Source organism: Apibacter sp. ESL0404 (assembly GCF_019469245.1).
GTDB lineage: Bacteria > Bacteroidota > Bacteroidia > Flavobacteriales > Weeksellaceae > Apibacter.
Window position 1 is genome coordinate 410,437 of record NZ_CP048267.1, and the last position, 26,125, is coordinate 436,561.

At 28.4% G+C, this 26,125-nt stretch carries 22 protein-coding genes; 15 read left to right on the top strand and 7 right to left on the bottom strand.

Going from position 1 to position 26,125, the window contains the following annotated elements:
- Positions 1 to 60: 60 nt before the first annotated feature.
- Positions 61 to 879 (bottom strand): DUF6427 family protein, encoded by an 819-nt coding sequence (locus tag GYM72_RS01705; protein WP_160557415.1) that lies wholly within the window; start codon positions 877 to 879, stop codon positions 61 to 63.
- A 47-nt stretch (positions 880 to 926) separates the two neighbouring features.
- Here GYM72_RS01705 and GYM72_RS01710 point away from each other — a divergent pair, with 47 nt between their 5' ends.
- The 5 genes from GYM72_RS01710 (at position 927) to GYM72_RS01730 (ending at position 6,942) form a co-directional block, all read left to right on the top strand.
- Positions 927 to 1,109, top strand: coding sequence for a hypothetical protein (locus GYM72_RS01710; RefSeq protein ID WP_160557414.1), 183 nt, complete (start codon positions 927 to 929; stop codon positions 1,107 to 1,109).
- A 44-nt stretch (positions 1,110 to 1,153) separates the two neighbouring features.
- A complete protein-coding gene (locus GYM72_RS01715) occupies positions 1,154 to 2,263 on the top strand; it encodes a CapA family protein (RefSeq protein WP_220264491.1) in 1,110 nt (369 codons plus the stop codon).
- A gap of 304 nt (positions 2,264 to 2,567) precedes the next feature.
- Positions 2,568 to 3,638: an endonuclease gene (locus GYM72_RS01720; protein WP_220264492.1), complete on the top strand. Its 1,071-nt coding sequence runs from the start codon at positions 2,568 to 2,570 to the stop codon at positions 3,636 to 3,638.
- Positions 3,639 to 3,870: 232 nt separating this feature from the next.
- Positions 3,871 to 5,202: an alpha/beta hydrolase gene (locus tag GYM72_RS01725; protein ID WP_220264493.1), complete on the top strand. Its 1,332-nt coding sequence runs from the start codon at positions 3,871 to 3,873 to the stop codon at positions 5,200 to 5,202.
- Between the two features lie 414 nt (positions 5,203 to 5,616).
- On the top strand, positions 5,617 to 6,942 hold the full coding sequence (locus GYM72_RS01730) for a S9 family peptidase (RefSeq protein WP_220264494.1): 1,326 nt from the start codon (positions 5,617 to 5,619) through the stop codon (positions 6,940 to 6,942).
- 71 nt (positions 6,943 to 7,013) lie between these two features.
- Here the strand turns inward: GYM72_RS01730 and GYM72_RS09860 are convergent, their stop codons facing one another.
- Together GYM72_RS09860 and GYM72_RS01735 are read right to left on the bottom strand one after the other, a co-directional pair.
- The gene (locus tag GYM72_RS09860) at positions 7,014 to 7,340 is read right to left on the bottom strand and encodes a hypothetical protein (RefSeq protein WP_160562699.1); all 327 of its coding nucleotides are present in this window, start codon (positions 7,338 to 7,340) and stop codon (positions 7,014 to 7,016) included.
- A gap of 179 nt (positions 7,341 to 7,519) precedes the next feature.
- Positions 7,520 to 8,083, bottom strand: a complete 564-nt coding sequence (locus tag GYM72_RS01735) for a beta-1,6-N-acetylglucosaminyltransferase (protein WP_220264929.1) — start codon at positions 8,081 to 8,083, stop codon at positions 7,520 to 7,522.
- A gap of 226 nt (positions 8,084 to 8,309) precedes the next feature.
- On the opposite strand from GYM72_RS01735, the gene mfd reads away from it, so the two are divergent.
- The 4 genes from mfd (at position 8,310) to pth (ending at position 14,492) form a co-directional block, all read left to right on the top strand.
- On the top strand, positions 8,310 to 11,675 hold the full coding sequence (gene mfd / locus GYM72_RS01740; RefSeq protein ID WP_220264495.1) for a transcription-repair coupling factor: 3,366 nt from the start codon (positions 8,310 to 8,312) through the stop codon (positions 11,673 to 11,675).
- Positions 11,676 to 11,740: 65 nt separating this feature from the next.
- Positions 11,741 to 13,126, top strand: coding sequence for a DUF6056 family protein (locus GYM72_RS01745; RefSeq protein WP_220264496.1), 1,386 nt, complete (start codon positions 11,741 to 11,743; stop codon positions 13,124 to 13,126).
- A 22-nt stretch (positions 13,127 to 13,148) separates the two neighbouring features.
- On the top strand, positions 13,149 to 13,886 hold the full coding sequence (locus GYM72_RS01750) for a glycosyltransferase (protein WP_220264497.1): 738 nt from the start codon (positions 13,149 to 13,151) through the stop codon (positions 13,884 to 13,886).
- A gap of 39 nt (positions 13,887 to 13,925) precedes the next feature.
- Positions 13,926 to 14,492 carry an aminoacyl-tRNA hydrolase gene (gene pth, locus GYM72_RS01755; protein ID WP_220264498.1) on the top strand — a complete coding sequence of 189 codons (567 nt, stop codon included), beginning with the start codon at positions 13,926 to 13,928 and terminating at the stop codon, positions 14,490 to 14,492.
- A gap of 126 nt (positions 14,493 to 14,618) precedes the next feature.
- Here the strand turns inward: pth and GYM72_RS01760 are convergent, their stop codons facing one another.
- Entirely contained in the window at positions 14,619 to 15,608 is a 990-nt protein-coding gene (locus GYM72_RS01760; protein ID WP_220264499.1) for a polysaccharide deacetylase family protein, read from the bottom strand.
- Positions 15,609 to 16,171: 563 nt separating this feature from the next.
- Between GYM72_RS01760 and dinB the strand changes: the two genes are divergently transcribed.
- Positions 16,172 to 17,263: a DNA polymerase IV gene (gene dinB / locus GYM72_RS01765; protein WP_370626044.1), complete on the top strand. Its 1,092-nt coding sequence runs from the start codon at positions 16,172 to 16,174 to the stop codon at positions 17,261 to 17,263.
- Between the two features lie 311 nt (positions 17,264 to 17,574).
- On the opposite strand, the gene GYM72_RS01770 is transcribed toward dinB, so the two are convergent.
- From GYM72_RS01770 to GYM72_RS01780, 3 genes are all read right to left on the bottom strand, one after another.
- Complete coding sequence (locus tag GYM72_RS01770; RefSeq protein WP_160557403.1) at positions 17,575 to 18,237, bottom strand: response regulator transcription factor; 663 nt, start codon at positions 18,235 to 18,237, stop codon at positions 17,575 to 17,577.
- A 9-nt stretch (positions 18,238 to 18,246) separates the two neighbouring features.
- Positions 18,247 to 20,070, bottom strand: coding sequence for a hypothetical protein (locus GYM72_RS01775; protein WP_220264500.1), 1,824 nt, complete (start codon positions 20,068 to 20,070; stop codon positions 18,247 to 18,249).
- A 205-nt stretch (positions 20,071 to 20,275) separates the two neighbouring features.
- Positions 20,276 to 20,752 carry a hypothetical protein gene (locus GYM72_RS01780; RefSeq protein WP_220264501.1) on the bottom strand — a complete coding sequence of 159 codons (477 nt, stop codon included), beginning with the start codon at positions 20,750 to 20,752 and terminating at the stop codon, positions 20,276 to 20,278.
- 352 nt (positions 20,753 to 21,104) lie between these two features.
- Between GYM72_RS01780 and GYM72_RS01785 the strand changes: the two genes are divergently transcribed.
- The 5 genes from GYM72_RS01785 to GYM72_RS01805 all read left to right on the top strand — a co-directional run bounded on the left by GYM72_RS01785 (position 21,105) and on the right by GYM72_RS01805 (position 26,072).
- Positions 21,105 to 21,416 (top strand): hypothetical protein, encoded by a 312-nt coding sequence (locus GYM72_RS01785; RefSeq protein ID WP_220264502.1) that lies wholly within the window; start codon positions 21,105 to 21,107, stop codon positions 21,414 to 21,416.
- Between the two features lie 137 nt (positions 21,417 to 21,553).
- Complete coding sequence (mutL, locus tag GYM72_RS01790; RefSeq protein WP_220264503.1) at positions 21,554 to 23,311, top strand: DNA mismatch repair endonuclease MutL; 1,758 nt, start codon at positions 21,554 to 21,556, stop codon at positions 23,309 to 23,311.
- Between the two features lie 36 nt (positions 23,312 to 23,347).
- Positions 23,348 to 24,127: a rhomboid family intramembrane serine protease gene (locus tag GYM72_RS01795; protein ID WP_220233960.1), complete on the top strand. Its 780-nt coding sequence runs from the start codon at positions 23,348 to 23,350 to the stop codon at positions 24,125 to 24,127.
- A gap of 9 nt (positions 24,128 to 24,136) precedes the next feature.
- Positions 24,137 to 25,042 (top strand): DUF6576 domain-containing protein, encoded by a 906-nt coding sequence (locus tag GYM72_RS01800; protein ID WP_220264504.1) that lies wholly within the window; start codon positions 24,137 to 24,139, stop codon positions 25,040 to 25,042.
- Between the two features lie 181 nt (positions 25,043 to 25,223).
- Positions 25,224 to 26,072 (top strand): endonuclease/exonuclease/phosphatase family protein, encoded by an 849-nt coding sequence (locus GYM72_RS01805; protein WP_220264505.1) that lies wholly within the window; start codon positions 25,224 to 25,226, stop codon positions 26,070 to 26,072.
- Positions 26,073 to 26,125 lie beyond the last annotated feature (53 nt).

The following is a 26,125-nucleotide window of genomic DNA, read 5'->3' on the forward strand; positions in this document are numbered from 1 at the left end:
GTAAATACTTCTTGAACATATTGTTGCATTCTGTATGGTTTTTATTAAATGGAATCGATATTAAATACATCTGGATGTGATCAGGCTCACCGGAAGGCTAACGAATATCAACAAGGCATAATTATCTCCCATGAAGAAAGCATAAATTAAAATCCAGAACAAAAGATAAAAAACTAAAATAGTATGCTGTGAAGAAATCTTTAAATCTTCAGAAATATTTTTATTTGAATATTGACTGATCCATCCTAAAATTAATACAACAAGAAGTATTAATAAAATAGGGATTTGATATTCAAAGTGAAATGTTGGAATGGTTAATTGATTTATCCAATTAGTAATATATGAAAAAGAATCGGTAATAAATGTTATTTCAAGAGTAAGTATAACGGTTACCAATGCACCTGCTATATACTGGGATATGTTTATTTTTTCCTTATAATATACAATAGTCATGAATAAAAATAAAAAAACTATTGAAATGGTTGGAAAATATAATAAGCTGGCTATAGAAGCGAACATTCCAATGTTAAAATATTTCAAGTGAGAAGATTTGCTGAAAATATCTAACAATAATATAAGCGCCATAGAAAGAAGTAAGTAAGAAAGACCTATAGGTAAATTTATAAATTCTTCACAAGAAGGAATAAATAAAAGATTATAAATCGCTAACGCCCAAATTTTCCTTTTTTTCTTAAATTTTGAATATAAAATTGTGAGGGTATTTAAAATATATGACAATGAACTAACAACAACTATCTCCCACAATTTTAAAATAGATGTAACCTGTAAATTAAGATAATAAATAAAAACTCCTAAAAAAATGATCCATAGGCCAAAAACGGGAAAAAAATATTTGATAGAAGGAGAGTTCGAGTACATTTTTTTATATATTTGTTACAAAAATATAAATAAAAACCTATTAAATCATGACAGAATTAATACTAGGTATCGGCAAATTATTTACATGGTCTTACAAAATTTTACCTGTCATTGGACATTTTGTTGATTGGTTGTATGTGGCTATTCTTTGTTTATTTCTTTTGTATTGGTGTAAAAGAATTATTGGTTTTACACAGAAAGACCATAAATATGATGGAGATCATTTATAATTTTTGTCTTTAAAAACTAGTATCATATCCATTTAGACGCTCTTATGAGATTTTTTTCAATTATCTTGACCTTTTTGGTGATTACGGTTGCCTGTAAGAAAAATAAGGTCAAAGAATCAGAAAAAAAATCTTATCCTGTCACTGAATCCAAAGATTTCCTATCCGCTAATTCCGATACTGTTACCATTACAGCAGTGGGAGATATTATGTTAGGAAGTAACTATCCTTCAGCCTCTTTCTTGCCGGGTGTCAATATATTAGAAGGGATAGTTCCTGTACTTAAAGAAAAAACTGATTTGATTGTCGGTAACTTAGAAGGTACTTTATTTGATTCCGGAGGAAAACCAAAAGAATGTTCCGATCCGAATTTTTGCTTTGTGTTCAGATCTCCGTTTGCGTATGGAAACTATTTAAAGGAAGCCGGGTTTGATTTTTTAAGCATAGCAAATAATCACAGTAATGATTTTGGTGCTTTTGGAAGAAATGCAACCGAAAAAAATTTAAAAAATCTAGGTATTCAATATGCCGGTGTATTGAATCATTGTGAATATGCTATTAAAGAGAAAAATAGAATACGATATGCTTTTATAGGAGCCGGACACAGTCCGGGCTTAATAAGTTCGGTTCATTACGCAGATATTAAAAGAGTCATTAAAGAAGTACGACCTAAAGCTGATATTATTATTGTTATGTTTCATGGAGGAGGAGAAGGGGCCTCTTATCAGCATATACCTTTTAAAAATGAATTTTATGCCGGGGAAAATCGAGGGAATGTCGTAGAATTTGCACATGTTTGCATTGATGCAGGAGCAGATCTTATTTTAGGAAGCGGACCCCATGTTGCCAGGGCCGTTGAACTCTATAATAATAAATTTATTGCTTACAGTTTAGGTAATTTTGCCACGTATGGAAAGATTACGTTAACCGGACCCAATGGCAATGCTCCTATTTTGAAAATTAAAACAGATACTAAAGGTAATTTTATTTCTTGTCGTGTTATATCCGTCATTCAAAGTAAAGGATCAAAAAAAGGACCTGAAATCGATACTAATCACAAAGCGTATAATTATATTAAATATTTAACCTATACAGACTTTCCTAATAATCATTTTGTTTTCTCTCCATCAGGTGAAATAAAGATTATTAAGCGATAATTTAATTTCATTTTTTGCGATATATTATAAGGTACAATCAGCTATCTTATTTGATTATTCTTTAAAAAATATTTTTAATTATTAAATTTTAATAAGCAAGGTATTTTTAATGCCTGCAAAATTTTTTAATTACATTTATTTATTTGAAAGATAGTGGTTTACTGGGTTTTATGGACAATGATCTTTATAAAAAAACGTAGTCAGATTGAATGTAACGAGTAAAGTTGAATAAGAACGACATATTTATTTTTTTTATCTCAACCAATATTTTTATTTTTATACCAGTCTCACTAAGTATACTTTTATGAAGAAAAATTTTATCCTTTTATTATGGGCAATAGCCCATGTAATGCTAGTTGCTCAAATTCCCAATTATTACGATTCTATTGATTTTTCAAAAGACGGAGAGGAATTAAAATCAGATATCTCAACTTTAGTTACTGCTACTCATACCACCTGGTTGTATTACAGCAATACTAAAAATCCGGATGTTTGGAAGACCTTAAAATTGTCGGATATAGATCCTGAAAATTCGGATCAAAATACTGTTTTATTAATTTATGGCTATAATGACGATCCGCAAGATGTAATGCATAATCGAATAAGAAGTGTTGATTCCTCTTGTCACAAATCTTCTTGTAAAGGACTTTGGACTCGAGAGCATGTTTTTGCCAAATCATTGGCTAATCCCAAATTGGTTACCTCCTCTAGAGGTCCCGGTACCGATGCACATAACTTACGAGCCATAGATCAACAATATAATATCCGTCGAAGTAATCGCAATTTTGCAGAAGGCACCGGTAATTCCGGTAATGTTTCATCCACAGGATTTTATCCTGGGGATGAATGGAAGGGATCTGTAGCAAGAATTATAATGTATATGCATATTAGATATCCCGGTCAATGCGAAGCAAAAAATACAGCAGAAAGCACGTATACTTACAGCGTTGAAATGCCCGATTTATATTTGAAGTGGAATGCTGAAAAAGATCCAACCCTTTTTGAAAAACTTAGAAATGAAGTTATTTACAACATTCAAGGAAATAGAAATCCATTTATTGATAACCCTTACATTGCAACTCTCATATGGGGTGGGCCCAGAGCCTTAAATACTTGGGGGTGTTTGTTAATGGATGAAGTAATTAAATCTGAAGAATACAAGGTTTACCCAACCGTTACTTCTGAAAATTTTGTATATGTTAAAGGCCGAGATATTAAAGCAATATATATTTATAACATATCAGGAAATTTGGTAAATTATATTGTAAATTTTGATGATACTCAAATACCGATTCCAAATCAAGTGGGAATCTACTATATTAAGTTAGTAACTAAAAAAGGTGAACAATCTTTTAAAATTATAAAAAAACCTTGATACTAAATTTTAAATAATTTACGATTGATATATTAACAGTAGCTATATTTATTAAAGCCCTAAGAATTCTTTAGGGCTTTTTTCTTTTATGATATTTATTATTATGTTATATAATGTTATATCAGTCTAAAAAAATCCTTTTACTATTTTAAATATTCATTATTTTATGAGTATATTATATAATTTAATCTATTAAATTTGTTTAATAAAATAAATTTAATAGATTAAAATCATGAAAAAATTTACCTTTAGACTTATTATTTATTCTCTATTGGGTTTACTATTAACCCTACAATCGTGTACAAATGAGGAGAGCCTTGATGAATCATCTTCGAGCGCTGTAGACTCCGACGAAACATTATCTAATTCTTTATCAAGGGGATCAAGCGAATATGAAGAATTAGGTACAATAGATTACAATACCTTATTAGAAATAAGGGAAAATTTAATTAAATCAGGAATCCATGTTTCTGATTTAAAGATAAATGAACCTTCTAAAACACAAAAATCACCACTTGAAGTTCAAATATTAAAAGTAAAAACTAAAACCGCACATCCCAATCGATTAGGAGGAACTATTGATGTGTCAGGAGTATTGTTATTACCGGCAAAAACCATTTTTAATTCCATTTTTAAACACCGCATAATTGTTGCTCCGCCACCCACTTATACTTATAATAAAATGGCGCCATCTAATGTTTTTCAAGGATTTAAGTGGATGGATAACGATTTGCATTTTAATTATTTGGCATTTTGGACCTTGCAAGCTTTGAATGGATTTATTGTTTTCTTCCCGGATTATCCCGGATTTGGAGATTCATATAAACAATGTCAACATCCCTATTTAGATTCTAAAGCAATGGTTAATTCAACATTAGATCTTCTAAAATCAGCGCAAAGAACTTTAACTAAAAAAGGATATAGATTTAAAAAAGATTTAATAATCTGCGGATATTCTTTAGGTGGTTTTGTAGCTTCATCTTTAGCTCGGGAGATAGAAACTAACCCTTCACATGGCCAATCCGTTAGCCTATTATTAACAGGAGGAACGCCTTGTAATTTAAAGCAAATTACAGATTTAGTTAGAAGTGCTGAAAAAACCCAGCATCATTTTTTTCTAACGTATGGTGTATGGGGATACAAAAAAAATGCATATCCGTATATTAATATCAATGATTTTTTAAAAGAGCCGTATGCTTCAAAATCTCTTTCTTGGTTTGATGGAACTCATTATGAACTAATAGTTAATCTATATTTTTCAAACAGACCAAAGGATATATATACCGAAAAGTTTATTAAAAATCTCGATACAGATCCAAGTATTTCATATATGAATGATATTCTTTATGAAAACAGTGTTAAGCCATGGAAAAATAAATGTAGATTTATTATGACTCATGGTACTTCAGACATCTCTGTGTATTATCAAAATGCATATGATTTTTCAAAACAACAGAATCAAGCGGGTGGAAATGTTACCTTTATATCTACTGTAGGTGATCATATTATAGGTATTATACCTTATTATACTAAAGCAACGTTTTATACTATGCTTTACAAATAGCATTTTAATAATATACAAAAAAAACAGGCCTCATCTGTGGTCTGTTTTTTTTTATATTGCTACCATAGTTTCAGTATTGTAGGGATTTCTTAAATGCAACTTAATAAAAAATCTTTTTGTAAATCAAAAATAAAATAAAATAAAATGTTTTTTAAATAAACTTTTATGTAAGTCTTTGTATTATGGATTGGTTAACTATTAACGATAATTGCATTGCATTTTTCTGATTATATAAGGAATGATATTAGTATTTTAAAAATTCTCTAATTGTAAATAAATGTTTTGTTTTAATATTAACTAGAGATATAATAATTATTATGTATATATTTTAGGGAAAAAATCATATTTAATACAATAACTTATAAGATAAAATTTATTATTTTTGTTTATAAAAAAATAAAATATACATAAATCATGAAAAAAAATTTTTCAAGGATTTTAATCGCTTTCATATTGGGAGTGACTTTTACAATCCAATCATGTAATAATGAAGATAGTTTCATTGATACTTCTTCAAGTTCAGTAGAGAACTTGTCTAAAGCTTCTTCAGCTGATGTTCCTGTAAAATCAGAAGTAATAGCTACTTTTGATTCGAGTGCTTTATTAAATTTAAAAAATAAATTACAAAAATATGGGGTAGATGTTTCAAGTTTTCAATTAGATAAATTAAAAGCATCAAATGAACCAACATCTAAAATTGTTCCTAGTGTAAAAGTTATAAAAGTTACAACTAAAACAGCGCATCCGAATCGTTTAGGAGGCTTAATAGATGTTTCAGGGGTTTTATTACTTCCTCCAAGAACTGTTATTTCGGATTTAACCAAATATCGTATTATAGTGGCTACTCCACCTACTTATACCAATAATAAAACGGCTCCATCCAATTTATTTAAAGATGTGAATTTACCTGATAATGATTTCTTAGCTTATTGGACTCTTCATGCAAGTAACGGATTTATAATATTTGTTCCTGATTATCCTGGATTCGGTGAATCTTACAGACAATGTCAGCATCCCTATTTAGATTCAAAATCAATGGTTAATTCAACACTGGATTTATTGAATGCGGCTAAACTTACACTTTCGGGAGAAGGATATAGATATAAAACAGATTTAATCGTTACCGGTTATTCTTTAGGTGGTTTCGTAGCAGCATCCATAGGGCGCAAAATTGAAACTACCCCTTCACTTGGGCTTTCTGTTAATTTATTGTTAACCGGAGGAACTCCATGTAATTTAAAACAAATTGCGGATATTGTTAGAAATTCAGAAAAAACTCAACATACTTATTTCTTAACATATGGTTTGTGGGGGTATAAACAAAATGCGTATCCTAATATAAATATTAGAGATTTTCTTAAAGAACCGTATGCTTCAACCTCTTTGTCTTATTTCGACGGAACTCATTGGGATATAGAAGTAAATGCATATTTTTCACAATATCCTAAAGAAATGTATACTGAAAAATTTATCAAAGATCTTGATACAGACCCTTCTTTAGCTTATATGAATGATATTCTTCATGAAAACAGCGTAACCCCTTGGGTAAATAAATGTAGATTTATTATGACGCATGGAGTTTCTGATGTATCTGTATATTATCAAAATGCTTATGATTTCTCTGAACAACAGAAAAAATTTGGAGGTAATGTAACTTTCATTTCTACTGAAGGAGATCACATTATCGCTTTAGTTCCCTATTTAAATAAAGCGACCTTTTATACTGCTCTTTATAAATAGTTTTTTTAAATTAATTGTAAAAAGAGGCAGATTCAATTTAATTGGATCTGCTTTTTACGTATTTATATTTGTTAATTTATATAATTCATAAAAGCCCAAAACTTCCTTTTTTTTAAGTATTCTAAGTTAAATTCATTGGCATATGCCTCCTTTTCAAAACTGATTTCACTGTAAGCGATAGACGCATTTTTATATTTTACCAGATTTACTATAAATTCAGCGATATAAAAAATAAAGAAAAAGACCCAAAGCATTTCAAGTTGCTGTCTTAGGTGTATTCTTTCGTGATTGATTAATATTTTATTCTTTTTTAAATGTTTATAGCGTATAAAAATAAACGGGAATATAGTAATTCCTTGAAAATCACCATAAAATATATAGGGAAAATATATAACCATTTATTATCTTCTATTTTCTAATTTTTCAACTAATGAATCGGATGTGTATTTATCAATTTTTCTGCAAATTGAGACAATCATCTTATTAAAATCATATTCAAGTTAATACTTTCGGGCTATTAATGCAATTGGTACAATTAATATACTAAATTCTTATTAATAATTTTAAATTTCAAATTTTAATTCTTTAATAAAACTTGAAAGAAAACCTCATCTGAACACCAGGTTGTAGTAAAAAAAGTAGTTATTTTTTTGTTTTTTGCAAATTTAAGTGAATAATATACTACTTCTTTGGATAGATTCCACCATTGACTACCCCAGTAGGGCGTAAGATGGTGAATTATTTTGATTTTATATTCTTTTCCCGTAATAAATTTATAAGCTAGTTTATATGCCGTATGGATTTTTCTTTCTAAAATTCGATTCGCGGGATAATGCCTTCGATCATATCTCCATATATAAGGTTTATATTTATTGTTTTCAGTAATTAACAAGCACTCAATAAAACTAATCTCCTTATATTTTTTAAAAAAATCATCAATATATTGATTGCTTTTTATTGGATAATCTTGACCGGAAATTAGTAGAACATGAGAAAAATCTTCTTGTTCGTCCACAATTTGTTGAAGTGAATGTAAAGTTTGATCGACTATGGAATATTCTCCCCAAGTTACGTTTACTCTTTTTTTTTCTAAAATAGCGCTAGAATCAATTTGTTGTGGATTAATTGCCGGATTTTTTATCTAAGTTGACATAGATAACAAAATTATCATAAACTAATGATTTTATCAATTTATTTAAACATTCAATATTTTTATGAGCGTGGATTAATATTACTATTTTCTATCTTATATTCAAATTAAATTTTTAATTAATTAAATATAAAAAATAAAATATAAAAATTATATGTTGATTGGTTAAATAATTGATTAAATAAATTAGTAACAAAATTCGTACCTTTACTTTGTTTTGAAAACAAATTCCATTATACACTCAATTTTTCCGCTTTTAAAAAAGAGTATTTTAGATTCGGAAGTATCCATATTTTTAGAAGAAAAAAGTATCATAAAACTATCTGTATTAGGTGCGGCAGGATCGTACCTTAACATTTACAGCAGTTATTTATATAATTCTTTGAAAAAAACGGTATTGTTACTCTTTTCCGATAAAGAAGAAGCAGCGTATGCTTTGAATGAAATTGAAGATATGTTCGGGAAAGATACAGTTTTGTTTTATCCTACCTCACATTTAACTCCTTATCAGATTGAGGAAGTCCAAAACGCAAATGTGGTTTTACGAACGGAAGTGATTAACAGCATCACGCAAATGCAAAATCCCAAAATTATTATTACTTATGCTGATGCTTTATCTGAAAAAATAATTACTAAATCTGAATTACATTCGATTAGTTTTAAAATAAAAACAGGTGAAAAAATTGATGCAGATTTCCTTAATGAAACGCTTTTCAGTTTTCATTTTAAACGAACCGATTTTGTAACTCAACCCGGTGAATTTTCTGTAAGAGGAGGGATTGTAGATGTTTTCTCATATTCTGATGAAAAACCCTACCGTATAGGTTTTTTTGGTAACGAAGTGGAAACTATACGTAAATTTAATATTGATACTCAACTTTCCGAAGAAAAGGTTGATGAATTTATGATTGTTCCCAATATAGATCATTCACACAGAGAAACTATGAAAGTTTCATTTTTAGATTACCTGCCTTCGGACACTATATTTATAAGTAAAGATTTTTCTTTGACTTTAGCTAATATTGAAAAAAAATTTTCAAAAGCAGAAGAGGTTTATGCTACCTTATCGCAAAATATAAAACGCAGTGAGCCTAAAGAGCTTTATATACAATCCCATAAGCTTATTTCTAAAATAGTTCAGAATTCATTTATTGAATTCTCCTCAATCCCTTATTTTAATGAATTTAAAACAGTACGGCTGGATCAAACAGAGCAACCGAGTTTTCATAAACAATTTGATTTGTTAGGGCAAGATTTGCTTGAAAAAGAAAAATCACATTATAAGAATTACATTGCGTTTCAATCAGAAAAACAGGAAAGCAGATTACAAGATATTTTTTCAGAAATTGAAAAAGAAGTTCCTTTTATAGGTTTTCATGCAAATGTAAGTAGAGGATTTATAGATCATAATGCTAAATTTCTTATCTATACAGATCATCAAATTTTCGAAAGATATCACCGATATAATTTACGAAATTCATTTTCTAAGTCGGAATCCTTAACACTTAAAGAGTTAACAGACTTGAAAGTGGGAGATTATGTAACCCATATTGATCACGGGATCGGTAAATTTATGGGATTGGTGAAAATTAAAAATGATGATAAGTTACAAGAAACCATCAAACTGGTATATAAAAATAATGACATCTTATATGTAAATATCCATTCCTTGCATAAAATCTCAAAATTTTCAGGAAAAGAAGGCGCAGAAGTTACTCTTAACCAATTGGGATCGGCAGCGTGGAAAAACCTTAAGAATAAGGCAAAAAGAAAAGTTAAGGAAGTTGCTTTTGACCTCATAAAACTTTATGCCGACAGGAAAACTAAAAAAGGATTTTCTTTTTCACCCGACGGATATTTACAAAATGAACTGGAAGCCTCTTTTATGTATGAAGATACTCCGGATCAAGAAAAAGCTACCCAAGACGTTAAAAGCGACATGGAAAAACCTATTGCTATGGATAGGCTTATTTGTGGAGATGTAGGATTTGGTAAAACGGAAATTGCCATAAGGGCAGCTTTTAAAGCGGCTACAGATGGAAAACAGAGCGCTATTATGGTTCCGACCACCATATTGGCTTTGCAACACTATAAAACTTTTATGTCCAGACTAAAAGATTTTCCTGTACGTATTGAATATTTAAATCGATTTAAAACTGCCGGACAAAAAAAAGAAATAATCAAATCTCTTGCCGATGGAAAAATTGATATTATTATAGGGACTCATCAACTTATCGGTAAAGATATCGTTTTTAAAGATTTAGGCTTATTAATTATTGACGAAGAGCATAAATTTGGAGTATCCGTAAAAGATAAATTAAAGACATTAAAAACAACGGTAGATACGTTAACGTTAACCGCCACTCCAATCCCCAGAACTTTACAATTTTCTTTAATGGCGGCTCGCGATATGTCTGTTATTAAGACTCCGCCTCCCAATAGGCAGCCCGTTCAGACTCAACTTATTGGTTTTAATGAAGAACAAATCCGGGATGCCATCATTTATGAATTAAACAGAGAAGGACAAGTATTATTTATCAATAATAGAATTGAAAATTTGGATGTACTCGCAGGGATGATTAAACGCTTGGTGCCTATGGCCCGAGTGGCTATTGGACATGGCCAAATGGAGGGGAAGAAACTTGAGAAAATTATGATTGACTTTATGGAGGGGAATTACGATGTCTTAATTTCAACAACAATTATTGAATCCGGTTTAGATGTTCCAAATGCAAATACTATTTTTATTAATGATGCTCAAAGATTCGGTTTAGCAGATTTACATCAAATGAGGGGGCGGGTAGGAAGATCCAATCGAAAAGCATTTTGTTATCTCATCACTCCGCCTTTAGACGTTATCACATCAGAAGCCAAAAAGCGTTTACAAGCAATAGAACAATTTTCAGATCTGGGTTCCGGGTTTAATATAGCCATGAAAGATTTAGAGATACGAGGAGCCGGTGATTTGTTAGGTGCTGAGCAAAGCGGTTTTTTTGCAGAAATCGGATTTGAAGCTTACCAACAAATTTTAAATGAAGCTATAGAAGAATTAAAAGAAGATGAATTTTCAGATTTGTTTGTTGAAGAAAACGAAAAGAAGGAATTTATTACAGATGTACAAATTGATACCGATTTTGAATTATTAATACCCGATCAATATGTAAACAAGGTAGAAGAACGATTTTCACTTTATCAAAAATTATCTGAAATTACTAATGAAGAAGAACTTACCAATTTTAAAAACGAGCTTATAGATCGTTTTGGGAAATTACCTGATCAAACTCAAGATTTATTAAAGAGTGTTAAGTTAAAATGGATTTCCAAATATATAGGATTTGAAAAATTATTAATTAAAAATAATGTTTTGTTGGCCTATTTTCCAATCAATGCTCAATCTAAATATTATCAATCAGATACTTTTAAGAAAGTTCTGGAATATTTACAAAATAATCCTTTTGATGCTTCATTAAAACAAAAAAACGTACATGATAATTTACAGCTTTATTTAAGAAAAGACAAGATATTGAAAATAGACGATATACTGTATTTTTTGGAAAGAATAAATACATTTATCGATCAATAAACGGGAATCGTATAAAAAAAATGTATCTTAGCATTTATTATTCATTATTGTTTTATACATAATATATGAATCAATCTCGCACTGTAATTATTTTTGATAAACTCATTATCCTATTGTTATTTATTGCAACCCTTCCTTTGTTATATCTTTCTTTTTATAATGAACCTTCGACGGATGATTATAACTATGCTATAAAATTAGGTAAAGATACTTTTTGGGGTATAGAATATAACGAATATATGCATTGGGGAAGCAGATATACCGCAACAGCAGTTTTAATTACAAACCCTATCCATTGGGGGAGTTTTTTGGGATATAAAATTATTTCATTTTTAATGATAGTTTTATTTATTTTTGCCTCCTATTTTATGTTTTATCAGCTGGTAAAAGATAAAATTTTGTCGATTACTCTTGCCTCTACACTATCATTTATATATATATTTCAATTACCCGAAATAAATTCAGCCTTTTATTGGCTTTCCGGTTCTGCTACCTATCATTTGGGCAACATCTTATTTCTATTTTATATAGGATTTTGTGCTAAGAGTAACGTAAAATTAAAATTAAGAAATGTATCTCTCTATTTGTTGATATTTCTAATTATAGGCTGTAATGAAATATCAATGATTTATTTGCTGATCCTTAATTTCTTATTGTTTGCTTATAATTTTTTTAAAACTAAAAAAATATTCAATATATATTTTTATCTATTACTTTGGACTGTCCTGTTAACGATTTTTATACTAATCGCGCCGGGAAATTACAGGCGTTCTCATTCCATATATAATCCTTATTCCTTTTCGGAAATTATTTTAAGATCTTTTAGTAAAACAATTGTCATAATTATTAGATATGCAATTCTTTCATTCATAATTATATTTTTGACACTCTACAGCATTAGAAAACCATTACTAAAAATGAAGTTACATTTACTTTCTCTTCCTTATTATTTTTATATACTTTTATTTTTACTTGTCATATTTATCGGATGCTTTCCAAGTATATATACTTTAGGGAGTAATCCACCTTTACGAACAGTTAACGTCATCTTTTTGAGTGTTTTGATAATTTTAATGATTTTATGTTGTAAATTAATTAGAGAACCTTTTATCAATAAAGTTTATGTGCCAAAGTTTTTACTAAATATTTCTTTGCTAATTTTAATTTTAGGTTATACTTTTGCCATTAGAGATCGTGATATTTATAATTTAACCAATAATATTTATTATTCATACGATGATATCATTAATGGTAAAGCTCAAAAATATAAAGAGGAAGTTCAAAAAAGATACAAAATTATTCAAAAATCTAAAGAAGATACAATATTTTTATCTCCAATACAAACAAAACCACGAATTATATATCATACAGATTTAAGCCCTGATCCCAAGCATTTTTATAATGCATCTATGGCTGAATATTTTAATAAAAAAGCGATCATAATTAAATAAATAATATATAATAGTATAAATCATGAAAACTAATTGTGTAGTTGTTCCTTGTTATAATGAAGAATTCAGGTTGCCTGTCAAAGAATTTGAAAAAAGTTTAGCAGAAGAAAATAATCTTTCTTTCTGTTTTGTAAATGATGGCAGTTCAGATCAAACTTTAAAAATATTAAATGAATTGTATCAAAAATTTCCTGATAAAGTTTTGGTTGTGGATAAAAAGCAAAATGCAGGGAAAGCAGCAGCAATTTTTACCGGGATCAATGAAGCTTTTACGTGGAAAAATTTTGATATTTTAGGATATTTAGATGCCGATTTAGCTACTTCTGTTGAAGAATATAGTCGTATATGTTCATACATGAACGAAAATATTATTTTTGTATTCGGATCAAGAGTCAGAAGAATCGGTTCGCAAATAAAAAGAAAATTGCATCGTCATTTAATTGGAAGAATTTTTGCTACCTTATCCAGTACCATGTTAGATTTACCGGTTTATGATACTCAATGTGGAGCCAAAGCATTTTCTCAAGAAATAGCTAAAAAGATATTTGCTGATCCATTTATATCTAATTGGAGTTTTGATATTGAAATTTTCTTTAAATTCATGAATATAGTTGGTAAAGAAAATGTTGAAAAAAGAGCAAAAGAAATTCCTTTAGAAGCCTGGAGAGATGTGGGAGATTCCAAAGTTAAATTTTCTTATTCCTTAAAACTTCCTTTTGAACTTTTAAGAATAAAAAAATACTATAAGAAAAAATACTGATTTTTTCTTATAGAGTAGTACGACAAAAATCGAAATTTTATGAATAAATACCTGATAGTAGGCTTAGGGAATATAGGAGAAAAATATAGCAATACACGGCATAATATAGGTTTTTTACTGGTTGATAGATTAGTTGAAAAACTTGGAGGTAGTTTTAAAGCACAAAATTTCGGTCAAGTTTGTGAAACTTCATATAAAGGGAGAAAAACTTTTATTCTAAAGCCCGATACTTATATGAATTTAAGCGGTAATTCAGTTAACTATTGGGTTACAAAAGAAAAAATAAAGCTTCAGAATTGCTTAATTATTTGTGATGATTTAAGCCTACCCTTTGGTACTATTCGTATAAAATCCAAAGGAAGCAGTGCGGGTCATAATGGGTTGAAAAGTATCGAAGAAAAGTTACAAACGCAACAATACCCGCGATTTCGTTTTGGAATCGGTAATAACTATGTAAAAGGTAAACAAATTGAATATGTTTTAGGGGAGTGGAACGAAGAAGAAAAAAAGATTCTTAATGAAAGAATTGATACTAGCACAGATGCAATACTATCCTTTATTTTTTCAGGTTTAAATAATACTATGAATCAATATAACGGAAAATAAAAAATCCTTATAAAATATTTAGTACTAAAAAATAAACAATTTTTAAAATTTAAATACAATTAATACTAAATCCACTACTAATTTTTCAACAAATACTTATTTAAAAAACTTATCGAAAAAGTATAATCAATTTTTTTCTAAAGATAAAATAGGGTATTTATCAAGAGTTTCAAATATGTAATGTTTATCGCTTTTCAATGCAGAAATAAATTTCTGTAAAGAATCAGCATATTGCGGTTTATCAAACATTCTGTCATGAACTAGAATTACTATGGAATTAGGACTATGTGTTTTACCGTTATTCAAAGTATATTTAACTTTTTTTATCATTTCAGTTGCACTTTCAACCGGAATGTTACTATGAACAAATCTCCATTCCAAATCCCAACCATATACAGAATAACCTATAGAATCGAGTTTTTTAGCAACATTGAACGCAGAAGTTTCACCTTTAATCTGATGATTTAACGCCCAAGTATTTCTGCCGGGAAGTCGGGCTATTTTATGTTTAAGATTTAATTTACCTTCAGCCCGTAAAAAATCCTGTAGAGCACTTTTAGCATTCTTATAAAATAAACTATATTTATTATTTGCATGGGTATCACTATGATTGCAAACGATAAATAATGGATTATTGTTTATGGAATCCACTAACTCTTCTCTTACTATTCCCGTATTGTGAACACCTACCATGAAAAAAGTAGCTCTAACATTGTACTTTTCCAAAATACTTTTACAATTATGCGTACCCGGTAACTGAGGACCATCATCTAAGGATAGATAAATATAGTATTTATCTGAGGAATCTTTTACGATTCCTTTATGATTATATCTTGTTTCGGTATATTTATCTTGATCTTTATTTTTCTTAACAACACTATCTGATTTATAAGAATGTTTATTTTTTTGGTTAACAGGTTTAATTAAAGAATCTTTTTTACCGTGATGTATAGTAGTATCTTTTTTTGAATTATTATGATGTGTGCCGGTTGTGTCTGAAATAGAAGTTACATTAGTAACATTTTTTTCAGGTAAAGCATTTATTTTTTTGCTATCTTCTTTCTTACAACTTAGTAAACTAATAAGTAATATGACGGTAAAACAATATAATTTCATATATGAATAGCTAAAATTTTTTAAAAAATTTTAAAAAATAATTTTGTCATAAATCATGCCATTTTATTTTATAAAATATATTATAACTTTTTTATTATAAAATGGTTACATTTTTTTGGTAACTTTATTTTTATTTGAAAAATACAGAAATATGATATCATTATTTTTTATGTAATGAATAATTTTTTTTAAATGATTTTAATAAAAAATCTTAAATGATAAAGATACAATTATTTAATAGATTTTAATAATTTAACTTTTTAAATAATAGTATAATTTAAACAAAACGAATACTACTATACTTTGCATTAAGAAATGTTAAAAAAAAATACAACTATTATTAAAGTGAATTACCCATAAAATCAGTATTATAAAGATTAAATTATAATTCTTAAGAAATAAATCATAGGTAAATTCAATTATTTTTTGATTAACATATTTGAAATTTATTTAAAAAGGATAATATAAAATCTGTTGTTAAAAATAGAGTTTACTTTATAAAGTTTACACAAAAATAATATTTTTGTTGATTTTAAATTAACCCCTTTTGTAACTTTGTCATTGTGCGTAAGATAATTCATATAGATATGGATGCATTCTATGCTTCAATCGAGCAAAGAGATCATGAGGAATTTAGAGGAAAACCTTTGGCCGTTGGATTTGCAGGAGAAAGAGGAGTAGTTGCTGCAGCCAGTTATGAAGCCAGAAAATTTGGCGTTCGTTCAGCAATGTCCTCCAAACAGGCAATTCAACGATGTCCCGGCCTGATTTTTACTTCCGCCCGTTTTGAAATTTATCGTTCTGTTTCAAAACAAATTAGAGACATTTTTTTTCAATATACGGATTTAGTAGAACCCTTATCGTTAGATGAAGCATTTTTAGATGTAACCCATAATCTTAAAAATATGGATTTTGCCAGGGATATTGCAAAAGAAATCAAAAATAAAATTTTTAAAGAAACCGGATTGACAGCTTCAGCAGGTGTATCCTTCAATAAATTCCTTGCAAAAATAGCTTCAGATTATAATAAGCCCGATGGCTTATTTATTATTACTCCTCAAAAAGCAGAAAAATTTGTAGAAAACCTTAAAATTGAAGATTTTTTCGGAATAGGAAAAAAAACTGCGGAAAAAATGCATCAAATAGGAATTAATACAGGTTTAGATTTGAAAAAAAAATCTGAAGATGATCTTATAAAGCTATTTGGTAAACACGGGAGTTTATACTATTTAAATGCGAGAGCAATCGATAATCGGGAAGTTAATCCCAATAGGATACGAAAATCAGTAGGTTCAGAAAATACATTTATGGAAGATACAAATTCTTTACCTCGATTGTATGCGGAATTAGAAACTATCTGTAGAGATGTAATCCATAGAATGAATAAAAATTCTTTTAAAGGCCGTACCATAACTTTAAAGATAAAATTCTCTGATTTTAAAATAATTTCGCGAAGTAAAACTATAACGAGTTTTATAACGGATTTTCCTCAACTCTATAAAATTGCTCTGGAATTACTCTATTCACTTGACTTGGATAAGAAAATTAGATTAATAGGGGTAAGCATTAAAAATTCGGAATCGGATTTAGGAAATGATATTCCTAAAAATTTTCAATTAAAAATTCCTTTTAAAGAATTTAATATTTTTAAATAAAAATAAATATTCATATCAGGGAATAATTTTATTCTACATTTACTTTTTAATTTAAAATTAAGTTAAAACATATATATAATTAATGTTAAATTACATAAAAACATGGTTAATTTTTATTAACCATGTTTTTTTAACTAACTAATAAATCCTCTAAATAATTTTTATATTTAAATTAGAGATATAAAAAAGATATAAATAAATCAATTTGCTTAAACATTATATTTTTATCTATTTAAGTATGAAATCAGTAGCAAATATATGTTTAGTAAGTTTAAAAATTTTAAGGATATCCGTAATTCAAAAAAATCTTTTTAAATAATGCCTAATTCAATTGTTAAGCTTAATAATTGTTTAGTATCTTTTGCATTAAAAGATGCTCTAAGTAAAGCGAGCCTTTTTTCAATCGAACTTTCACTATTAGGCACTATTTGATTTTCTTTTAAATTCTGTTCAACCTCTTTCTGGGTATATCCTTGAGAAAGTAATTTTAATAAATTGATATCATATTCCGTTAATTCATATAAATTGTTTTGAGTTGTTTTATAGTTATCATTAGAGATATAAGATTCATTTTGGAATACCGACACTATTGCTTTTTGCAATTCTTTTGCGTCATTTCTTCCCTTAGTCACATATCCGTTTATTTTATATCTATCGAACATAGATTTAATTTTATGAAATCTATTTTCAATCGAAAAAACTATAATTTTAAGTTCAGGTTGTTCATTTTTAATGGTAAGTATTAAATCTTCACCCCCTTCCAATTTTTGTTCTCTATAATCAGAAGCAAAAGATAAATCAGTTATTAACAAATCGTAAGGATCATGATCTATAATTGCTCTTTTGATTTTAAGCAAAGCGTCATCGCAATAAAAAGCTTGGTCAATAATAGGAATTTTTAATTCTTCAACAGTTTTTTTAATGCCAATGTTATAACTGTCAAAATCTTCTGTAATAAGTATTTTTTTAAACATTAATATAAATTAGATTGAGTAAATAATTTTTATTGAGTAACCTGTCAATTTTCCTTTATCAATAAAGTAACACCCTTGTGTAGGATCCAATCTATCTTTTATGTTCTTTAAGTCTTTAAAATTTCCACCATTAGAACCAGCTAAGCCAACGCCATTGTCTGAATATTCTATAGAAATGGTTGAATATTCTTTTTTAAATTTTAACGTAACAATATCAGCTTTACTGTGTTTTTTCATATTAGTCATTAATTCTTTAAGTATATAATATATATCTTCCTTTTTATTGTTTGAAATATTTTCCCAAATATGGGGTTCGTTGCCAATCAGAATAATGCGAGTATTTTTAGCTCCATATGGTTTTATCAAATTTCGTAAAGTAATAGAAAACTCTTCTTTCAAATCAATTTTAAATTCTTCATCATGAGAAATATCTCTTGATTTATGATATAAAAGTTCTAATTCATCAATTATTTTTGTTGGTTTTGCATCTGAATTATTTTCTAGTTGAACCATCAAAAAGTAAATGCTATTAGCAACCTCATCGTGAATTTTTTTTGAATATTTTAATTTGGTTCGATGAACTTCCTCAATTTTTTCTTGTCTAAATTTAGCCTTTCTTCTTTGATACCAGAATATTAATAATATTAAGATTAAAATTGTAAGACATATAACAGAACCAAACATCACTTTTTGCTTTAAAAGTAAATAGTTTTTCTGGGCATTATCTGCCTTTAATAAAGCGTTTTCTTCTTTGTTTCTCTCAACTTCATAACGAATTAAAGCAAATTGATTTTTTGCTTTAATTCTTTTCAAATTTATTTCATCATTTAATCTAATATAGGAATTAAAATAATTTTTTTCACGTGTAGAAGGAGTATCTAAAAGAATAATTTTTTGCATCGCTGCTAGTTGATCATCTATATTTCCTAATTTTGAGGCAATATCATACATTTTAATTGCATGGAAAATAGCTTTTTTAAAGCTTATTTTTTCATAGTATTCCGATAAATGATAATGATTGGCAATTTGCCCAATGGAATCAGAAGCCTTTTCCCTCATTTTTAGGGCTTGATATAAAATTTTATCTGCCTTATAGTTTGGATCATATAACCATTTTGCATAAGCTAAGTTATCAGTTATTCGTGCTTTTTGAATAGGGAGATTATTTAAAAAAGGATCGTTGCTTAATTTGGTTAAAATTTTAATGGCATTGTCATAATTTCCGGCTTTAATATTAACTACAGCACCATTATTTTTTATGTTAATAACAGATATCTTGTTAGTTGAAAATTTTAAAGCCAAATTATAATAAATTATTGCTTGATCATAATCTTTTTGTTCTGTTTTAGATATGGCTAAACAATTATATACAGCAGATAAGGAAGCATTATGTTGAGATTTTTTAATATATCGTAATGCTTCAACAGCGGTCTCTTCACTTCCTATGTAATCTCCTTCATTTGCTTGGATGATGGCCATGTCGATTAAACTTTTACCGATAAAGACATTATTATTATCAAGTAAATAGGCTTCTTTTGCATGATTAAAATAATAAAATGCACTATCACTTTTATTTTTATTTAAATAATAATGACCCATTTGAAAATAAATGTTGGCCAAAGATTTATTATTTTTTTCTTTTATTAGCTTAAAAATCTCTTTATGAGTTAATTGGATTGTTTCATTAGAATAGTTAATTATTGAAGAAGGGTATGCTTTTGTTGTATTAATTAATTCATTGGATTTCTTTTTTCGTGTAATAAAATCCTTGCACGAAGATAAATTTAGCAATATAATAAAGATATAGGATAAAAATATGATAAAAGTTTTCATTATTCCCTAAATATAAAAATATAAACTTATAATATTGAAACTTATTATACGTGAAAAATATATATTTATTAAGTAATTTATAGATAGTTATAAAAAAAGACAAGGAATATACATATTCCTTGCCGTATAAAATTGTAAATTATTGATAAAATTAAACGTCTTACATAATTCGTAATTTTATCATTTTTTTATTATGGATTTAATATTATCTCACAGGATTTTGAGCAGTTTCCCCGCTAATATCCATTCTTCTCACAGGATTTTGAGCAGTTTCACCGCTAATATCCACTCTTCTTACCGGATTTTGAGCAGTTTCCCCACTAATATCCATTCTTCTTACAGGATTTTGGGCGGTTTCACCGCTGATATCCATTCTTCTCACAGGATTTTGAGCAGTTTCACCGCTAATGTCCATTCTTCTTACTGGATTCTGAGCAGTTTCCCCGCTAATATCCACTCTTCTTACCGGATTTTGAGCAGTTTCTCCGCTGATGTCCATATCTACTAAATAATTTCCAATTTCCTTATTTTCATAATTATTTTCCTCTTTTTGTGTCTGACTGTTTAATATATTTTCTGCAGATAGAGATTTTTGCATAGGTATATCACTATAATCGTCGTTGCATGATACCATGAATAAGCTTAAAGATAAACTTACTATGGATGCTGTTATTTTTTTCATGTTTACTTAATTTTTATTTGTTAAAAATATGAGATAAAATTTTTAGATTACTAACTAATTTTAACTATTTTCAAGCATTTAAAATACTTTTATGTATTAGGGAAGCAAGGAATATTAAGTGCAGTAATTAACAGGCTTCCCAAATCTATTAAAACACTACAACTTCTTTATTTCTTATTAGAATACATTTAGTATATTTGCTATAAAATATATTAAAAAATTTTATTTACAAAGTAACTGATAATATAAAGTAAAATAAAGACATACTAAAGACTTTTTTAAGACTTTTTCAAATTTTGCTTCATTTGTTGCTACTTACAATAAAGAATTTACTAACTATTAGAATTAAGGTATGGGGAATAAGGATGTAATTAAGAAAATCATTTATGAGGCTTTTAATAAAGCTAAAAATGAATCATTGCTTGTGTTAAAAACACCTCTTTCAAAACATATTTCCTCTAAGATTGAGAAAGAATACAAGACATGTATTAGTGATAAGACATTTATAAGATATTACGATAAATATATCGGAGGAAGAGAAAAAGCTACAGGAGAACCTAATAGACATATATTAGATTTCTTATGTAAATATATTGGCTATGAAAACTTTGTTGACTTTTATAATAAAGAGAAAAAATTGCCTATAAAAAAGCAGATTATTTAAGATATAGGTAACTGATTAGTTTTTGTTAAATAAATTTAGCATTTTTTAAATCAATGCTAATTAAATAATAGTTCTTTCTTTTTTTATTTAGTAAAAGGATGTGCTGAGGTTTCTAATAGTTTTAATAACTTTGTAGTATGCCTGATATAATACACTTACTTCCGGATAATGTATCCAATCAGATAGCGGCAGGAGAAGTAGTACAAAGACCTTCTTCCGTAGTAAAAGAACTTTTAGAAAATGCTATCGATGCAAAAGCAACGCAAATTCAACTTATCATAAAAGAAGCGGGTCGAAATCTAATTCAGGTAGTTGATAATGGGGTGGGAATGAGCGTAACTGATGCAAGAATGTCATTTGAAAGACATGCAACCTCAAAAATAACGACTACAGAAGATATATTTCATATTCATACCAAAGGCTTTAGAGGAGAAGCATTAGCCTCCATAGCAGCTGTCTCTCAAGTTGAATTAAAAACTCGTAAAGAGGAAGATGAATTAGGAACTCATATTATTATTGAAGGAGGAGACATCATTTCTCAAATTCCCGTACATACAGCAGTTGGATCCACATTTTTAATTAAAAATTTATTTTTTAATGTACCGGCAAGAAGAAAATTTTTAAAATCCAATTCCGTTGAATTTAGACATATTTTAGACGAATTCCATAGAGTTGCTTTAGCACATGAAGATATACAATTTCAATTATTTAATAATGACGAAGAAATGTTCAGGCTTCGTTCAGGGAGTTTATTACAAAGAATTTCGGAAATCTTTGGCAGAAAAATTCAACATCAATTGATCCCGATAGCAGAACAGTTAGATTGGATTAAATTGAATGGATTTATCGGAAAACCGGAAAGTGCTAAAAAAGCAAGAGGAGAACAATTTTTTTTCGTAAATCAGAGATTTTTCAGGTCAACCTATTTAAATAAGGCGGTACAAGATGCATTTGAAGGATTAATTCCGCCGCGGTTTTTGCCTTCATTTTTTCTTTATATACAAATTGATCCGGAAAGAATAGATGTTAATATTCATCCGACTAAGACAGAAATTAAATTTGAAGACGAGGGCTCAATATATGCATTATTAAGAACAGCCATAAAAAAATCCCTTGGGGTTTATAATGTTGTTCCAAGCTTAGATTTTGATCAAAATCCTGATTGGAGTTTTTCCTTTAATAAAAAAGATACTCCCATTGTTGAACCTAAAATAAATATTAATACGTCCTATAATCCATTTGATACTAAACTCGGTAAACCGTCACGTGCCGAAAAAGTCAATTTGAATGAATTATATGCATCTTCCAGACAAGAAATTTTAACTTCTGAAATGTTTGATAATCCTAGTGAAACTATCACCGAATCGTCACTATTACGATTATCCAATGGGAGATGGATTACTGAAAAAGATTCCAATGTATGGATTTTGGATCCCTATAGAATACATCAGACAGTTTTATATGAAAATCATATCAAAAACTCGAAAGGGAATGTCTTAAGTCAACAATTATTGTTTCCCATCGAAAGACCGGTATATGATCTTGAAAAAGAGAAATTAGATTCAATTAAAACCGCATTATTTGCAGAGGGATTAGATATGGAAATTGAAGAAGATTTACTAACAATAACAGCAATACCATCGGATGTTATGCAGGAAAAAATAATTGAATTAATTGACTATTTATTAAGTGAATTATCAGAACATTCCGAAGAAGAATTTTCTATATTTTTTAGTAAAACCATTTCAAAAGTTTCTGCCAGAAAAAGAAATGAATTTATACAACCGTCTCATTTCTTACCTATTTGGGAGAATTTCATAACTTTAGGATGTCCTAAATTTAATCCTTTTGGAAAAAGAAATTATGAAATATTGCCCATGCCAAATTTCGATTAATAACCATCATTTAGAACAATTAATTTTTTTAAAATAATGAATAGAACCATACCAGCGGTAACTAAAAATCTTTTACTATTAAACACTCTGTTTTTTATAGCAACCTATATATTATCTACTCGCGGGATAGATCTCACGGTTCTTTTTGGAGCATATTTCCCTTTATCCCCTAATTTCCATTGGTATCAAATAATTTCACATATGTTTATGCATGGAGGATTTACACATTTTTTCTTCAACATGTTTTCCCTGTGGATGTTTGGATCCGCTGTAGAACAGTCTTTAGGAGCTAAAAAATATTTGATCTTGTATTTCGTTTGTGGATTAGGAGCTTTTGCTTTATTCAATTTAGTTAATTATTTTGAATTCAAGCAAGTGTATGATTCTTTAGTGTCTGCCAATGTTCCTTTAAACGAAGTTGGCAAATACGCAAAATTAAGTTATGAAATAGCAAATAATAATGTAGAACAAAAGGCATATGCATGGTTGAATACTTTGCCTCAAGGGACTAATCAATACATTGCAAGCAAGCTATATGTAGATTTAGTCACCCCAATGGTGGGAGCCAGTGGAGCCATTTATGGAATTTTAGTAGCCTTTGGTGTGATGTTTCCTAATTCCGTATTAATGTTAATCTTTCCACCGATCCCAATGAAGGCTAAATATTTTATTCCGATTATGGTTTTATTAGAATTATATTTAGGAATTCAACAATCGCAAGGAGATAATGTAGCACATTTTGCTCATTTAGGAGGAGCCGTTTTTGGATATTTTTTAACTCGTCATTGGCTAAAAAACAGATATCGTTGGAATTAAATCAATTGTATGGAAAAAAAGATGATAAATATATGGGATTATTATAAAAATGGAACAGAAGGAATTAAATTCATTTTCATCTCTGTGTTGTTTTCATTTTTTTATTGGATATTAAACTTTTTATTAATTAAATCGTTTGATTTTTCAATAACCTCATATGTTTTGATTTCTGTAAATAATTTTTTTCCATTTATTTGGACTATTATTACCTTTCCATTTATATATACTAATCTTTGGGATTTATTAATTGCCGCAATGATTATTTATTTTGTGGAAAAAATTTTCAGAATATATTTTAGCGGATCAAGTTTTTTAAAATTTTTTATTTATGGCAATTTAATCGGTTGTATAGCTTTTTTACTTACAAATGTAGTTGCCGATCAGGAATATACCCTTTTAGAAGGTGGGATGTTGGGTGTTTATAGTTGCTTATTTGCAATAATTTCATACAATCCAAAAATGCAAATATCCCTATTTCCCATACCCTATCAACTGCCTCTTTATGTCGTTGGAATAGTGTTTGTGCTTTTTGATGTTGTTAATTTGCTCAACTATAATGAACTTATCGGAGTATTTATAGCTAGAATGGCAGCTGCAAGTTTTGGATTTTTTTATATGAAGTCTTTCCAAAAAGGAAATGATTTTCTAGTATTTCCCATTCCCCATTTTAAGAAAATTGTCATCCATATTGGAGCTTATTTTAAAAAACTAGGTAAACCCAAATTTAAAATTGAAAAAAACGATAAAAAACAATATACATCGCATCACTCCAGACCTTTATCTGATGAAGAATTTAATTATAACAAAGTAAAGAAACAAAAACAGATCGATACTATATTGGATAAAATTTCAAAAAGCGGATATGATAGTTTGACGAAACAGGAAAAAGAGTTTTTATTTAATTCTTACAAATGAAATAGTTAAGAATATGATGTTTATAAAAAAGAGCAAATTAAATTATCTATTTCTTATAATACATCTTAGTATAACTATTTTACTGTGTCTGACTTATTTTAATAAATTTATTGAACCCAAGACATTTCCATATTTAGGCTTACTGGCTCTTATATATCCCATACTAATTGCTATTTATTGTTTGTTCACTATATTTTGGCTTATTAAAAGACAATTAATTTTTGTACCCTTCTTTATTATCACCCTTTTTTTACTGTTTCCTATAAAAAAATACGTTCATTTTGGGGAATTGAATAATCAACCGATTCGGAATAATGAACTTAAAATTTTAACTTATAATATTAGATATGCAAACGATAATAAAGACTTACGATCCCTGGAAAACTATATTCATCAAAAAGATATTGACATTGCATTTTTTCACGAAATCTATACCAGACAGTGGAGATCAAAAGAAATATTTTTAGCTGAACGCTATAATGCAGCCTTTGATTTAATTGGCATATCATCAAAATATCCCATTATAAATGAACAAAAAATAATACTGCCGGGTAATGGATTTGCATGCATGGTAGATATACAGAAAGATCAGGATATAATAAGATGTTTCAGCATATATTTAGAACCTATGAATCTTTCTAAAAATTTATTCAAAGCCAACAGCCTAAAACATTTTGAAGGTAATTTGGAACTGATAACGGAAAAATTAATAAAAGGTTTTCAAAAACATCAAGTTCAAATAGATTTACTTTCAAAATATATAAAAGAATCGCCCTATCCCGTACTTGTCTGTGGAGATTTGAATTCGGTACCCTTATCGTATGAATATTTTACCTTGAAAAAAGATTTGACAGATGTTTTTGAAGAAAGTGGGAAAGGATTAGGATGGACTTTTTATGATTATTATTATCCCATTAGAATTGATTATATATTTGCAAGTAATAGCTTTACGCCGATGCAATGTTATGTAGATAAAACAATTACAATTTCCGATCATTATCCGGTACTGGCAACATTGAAGTTAAATTAATGAGCTAAATTTCCGGTTCTATTTTAATTAAATTAACAGTATATAAAAAAATT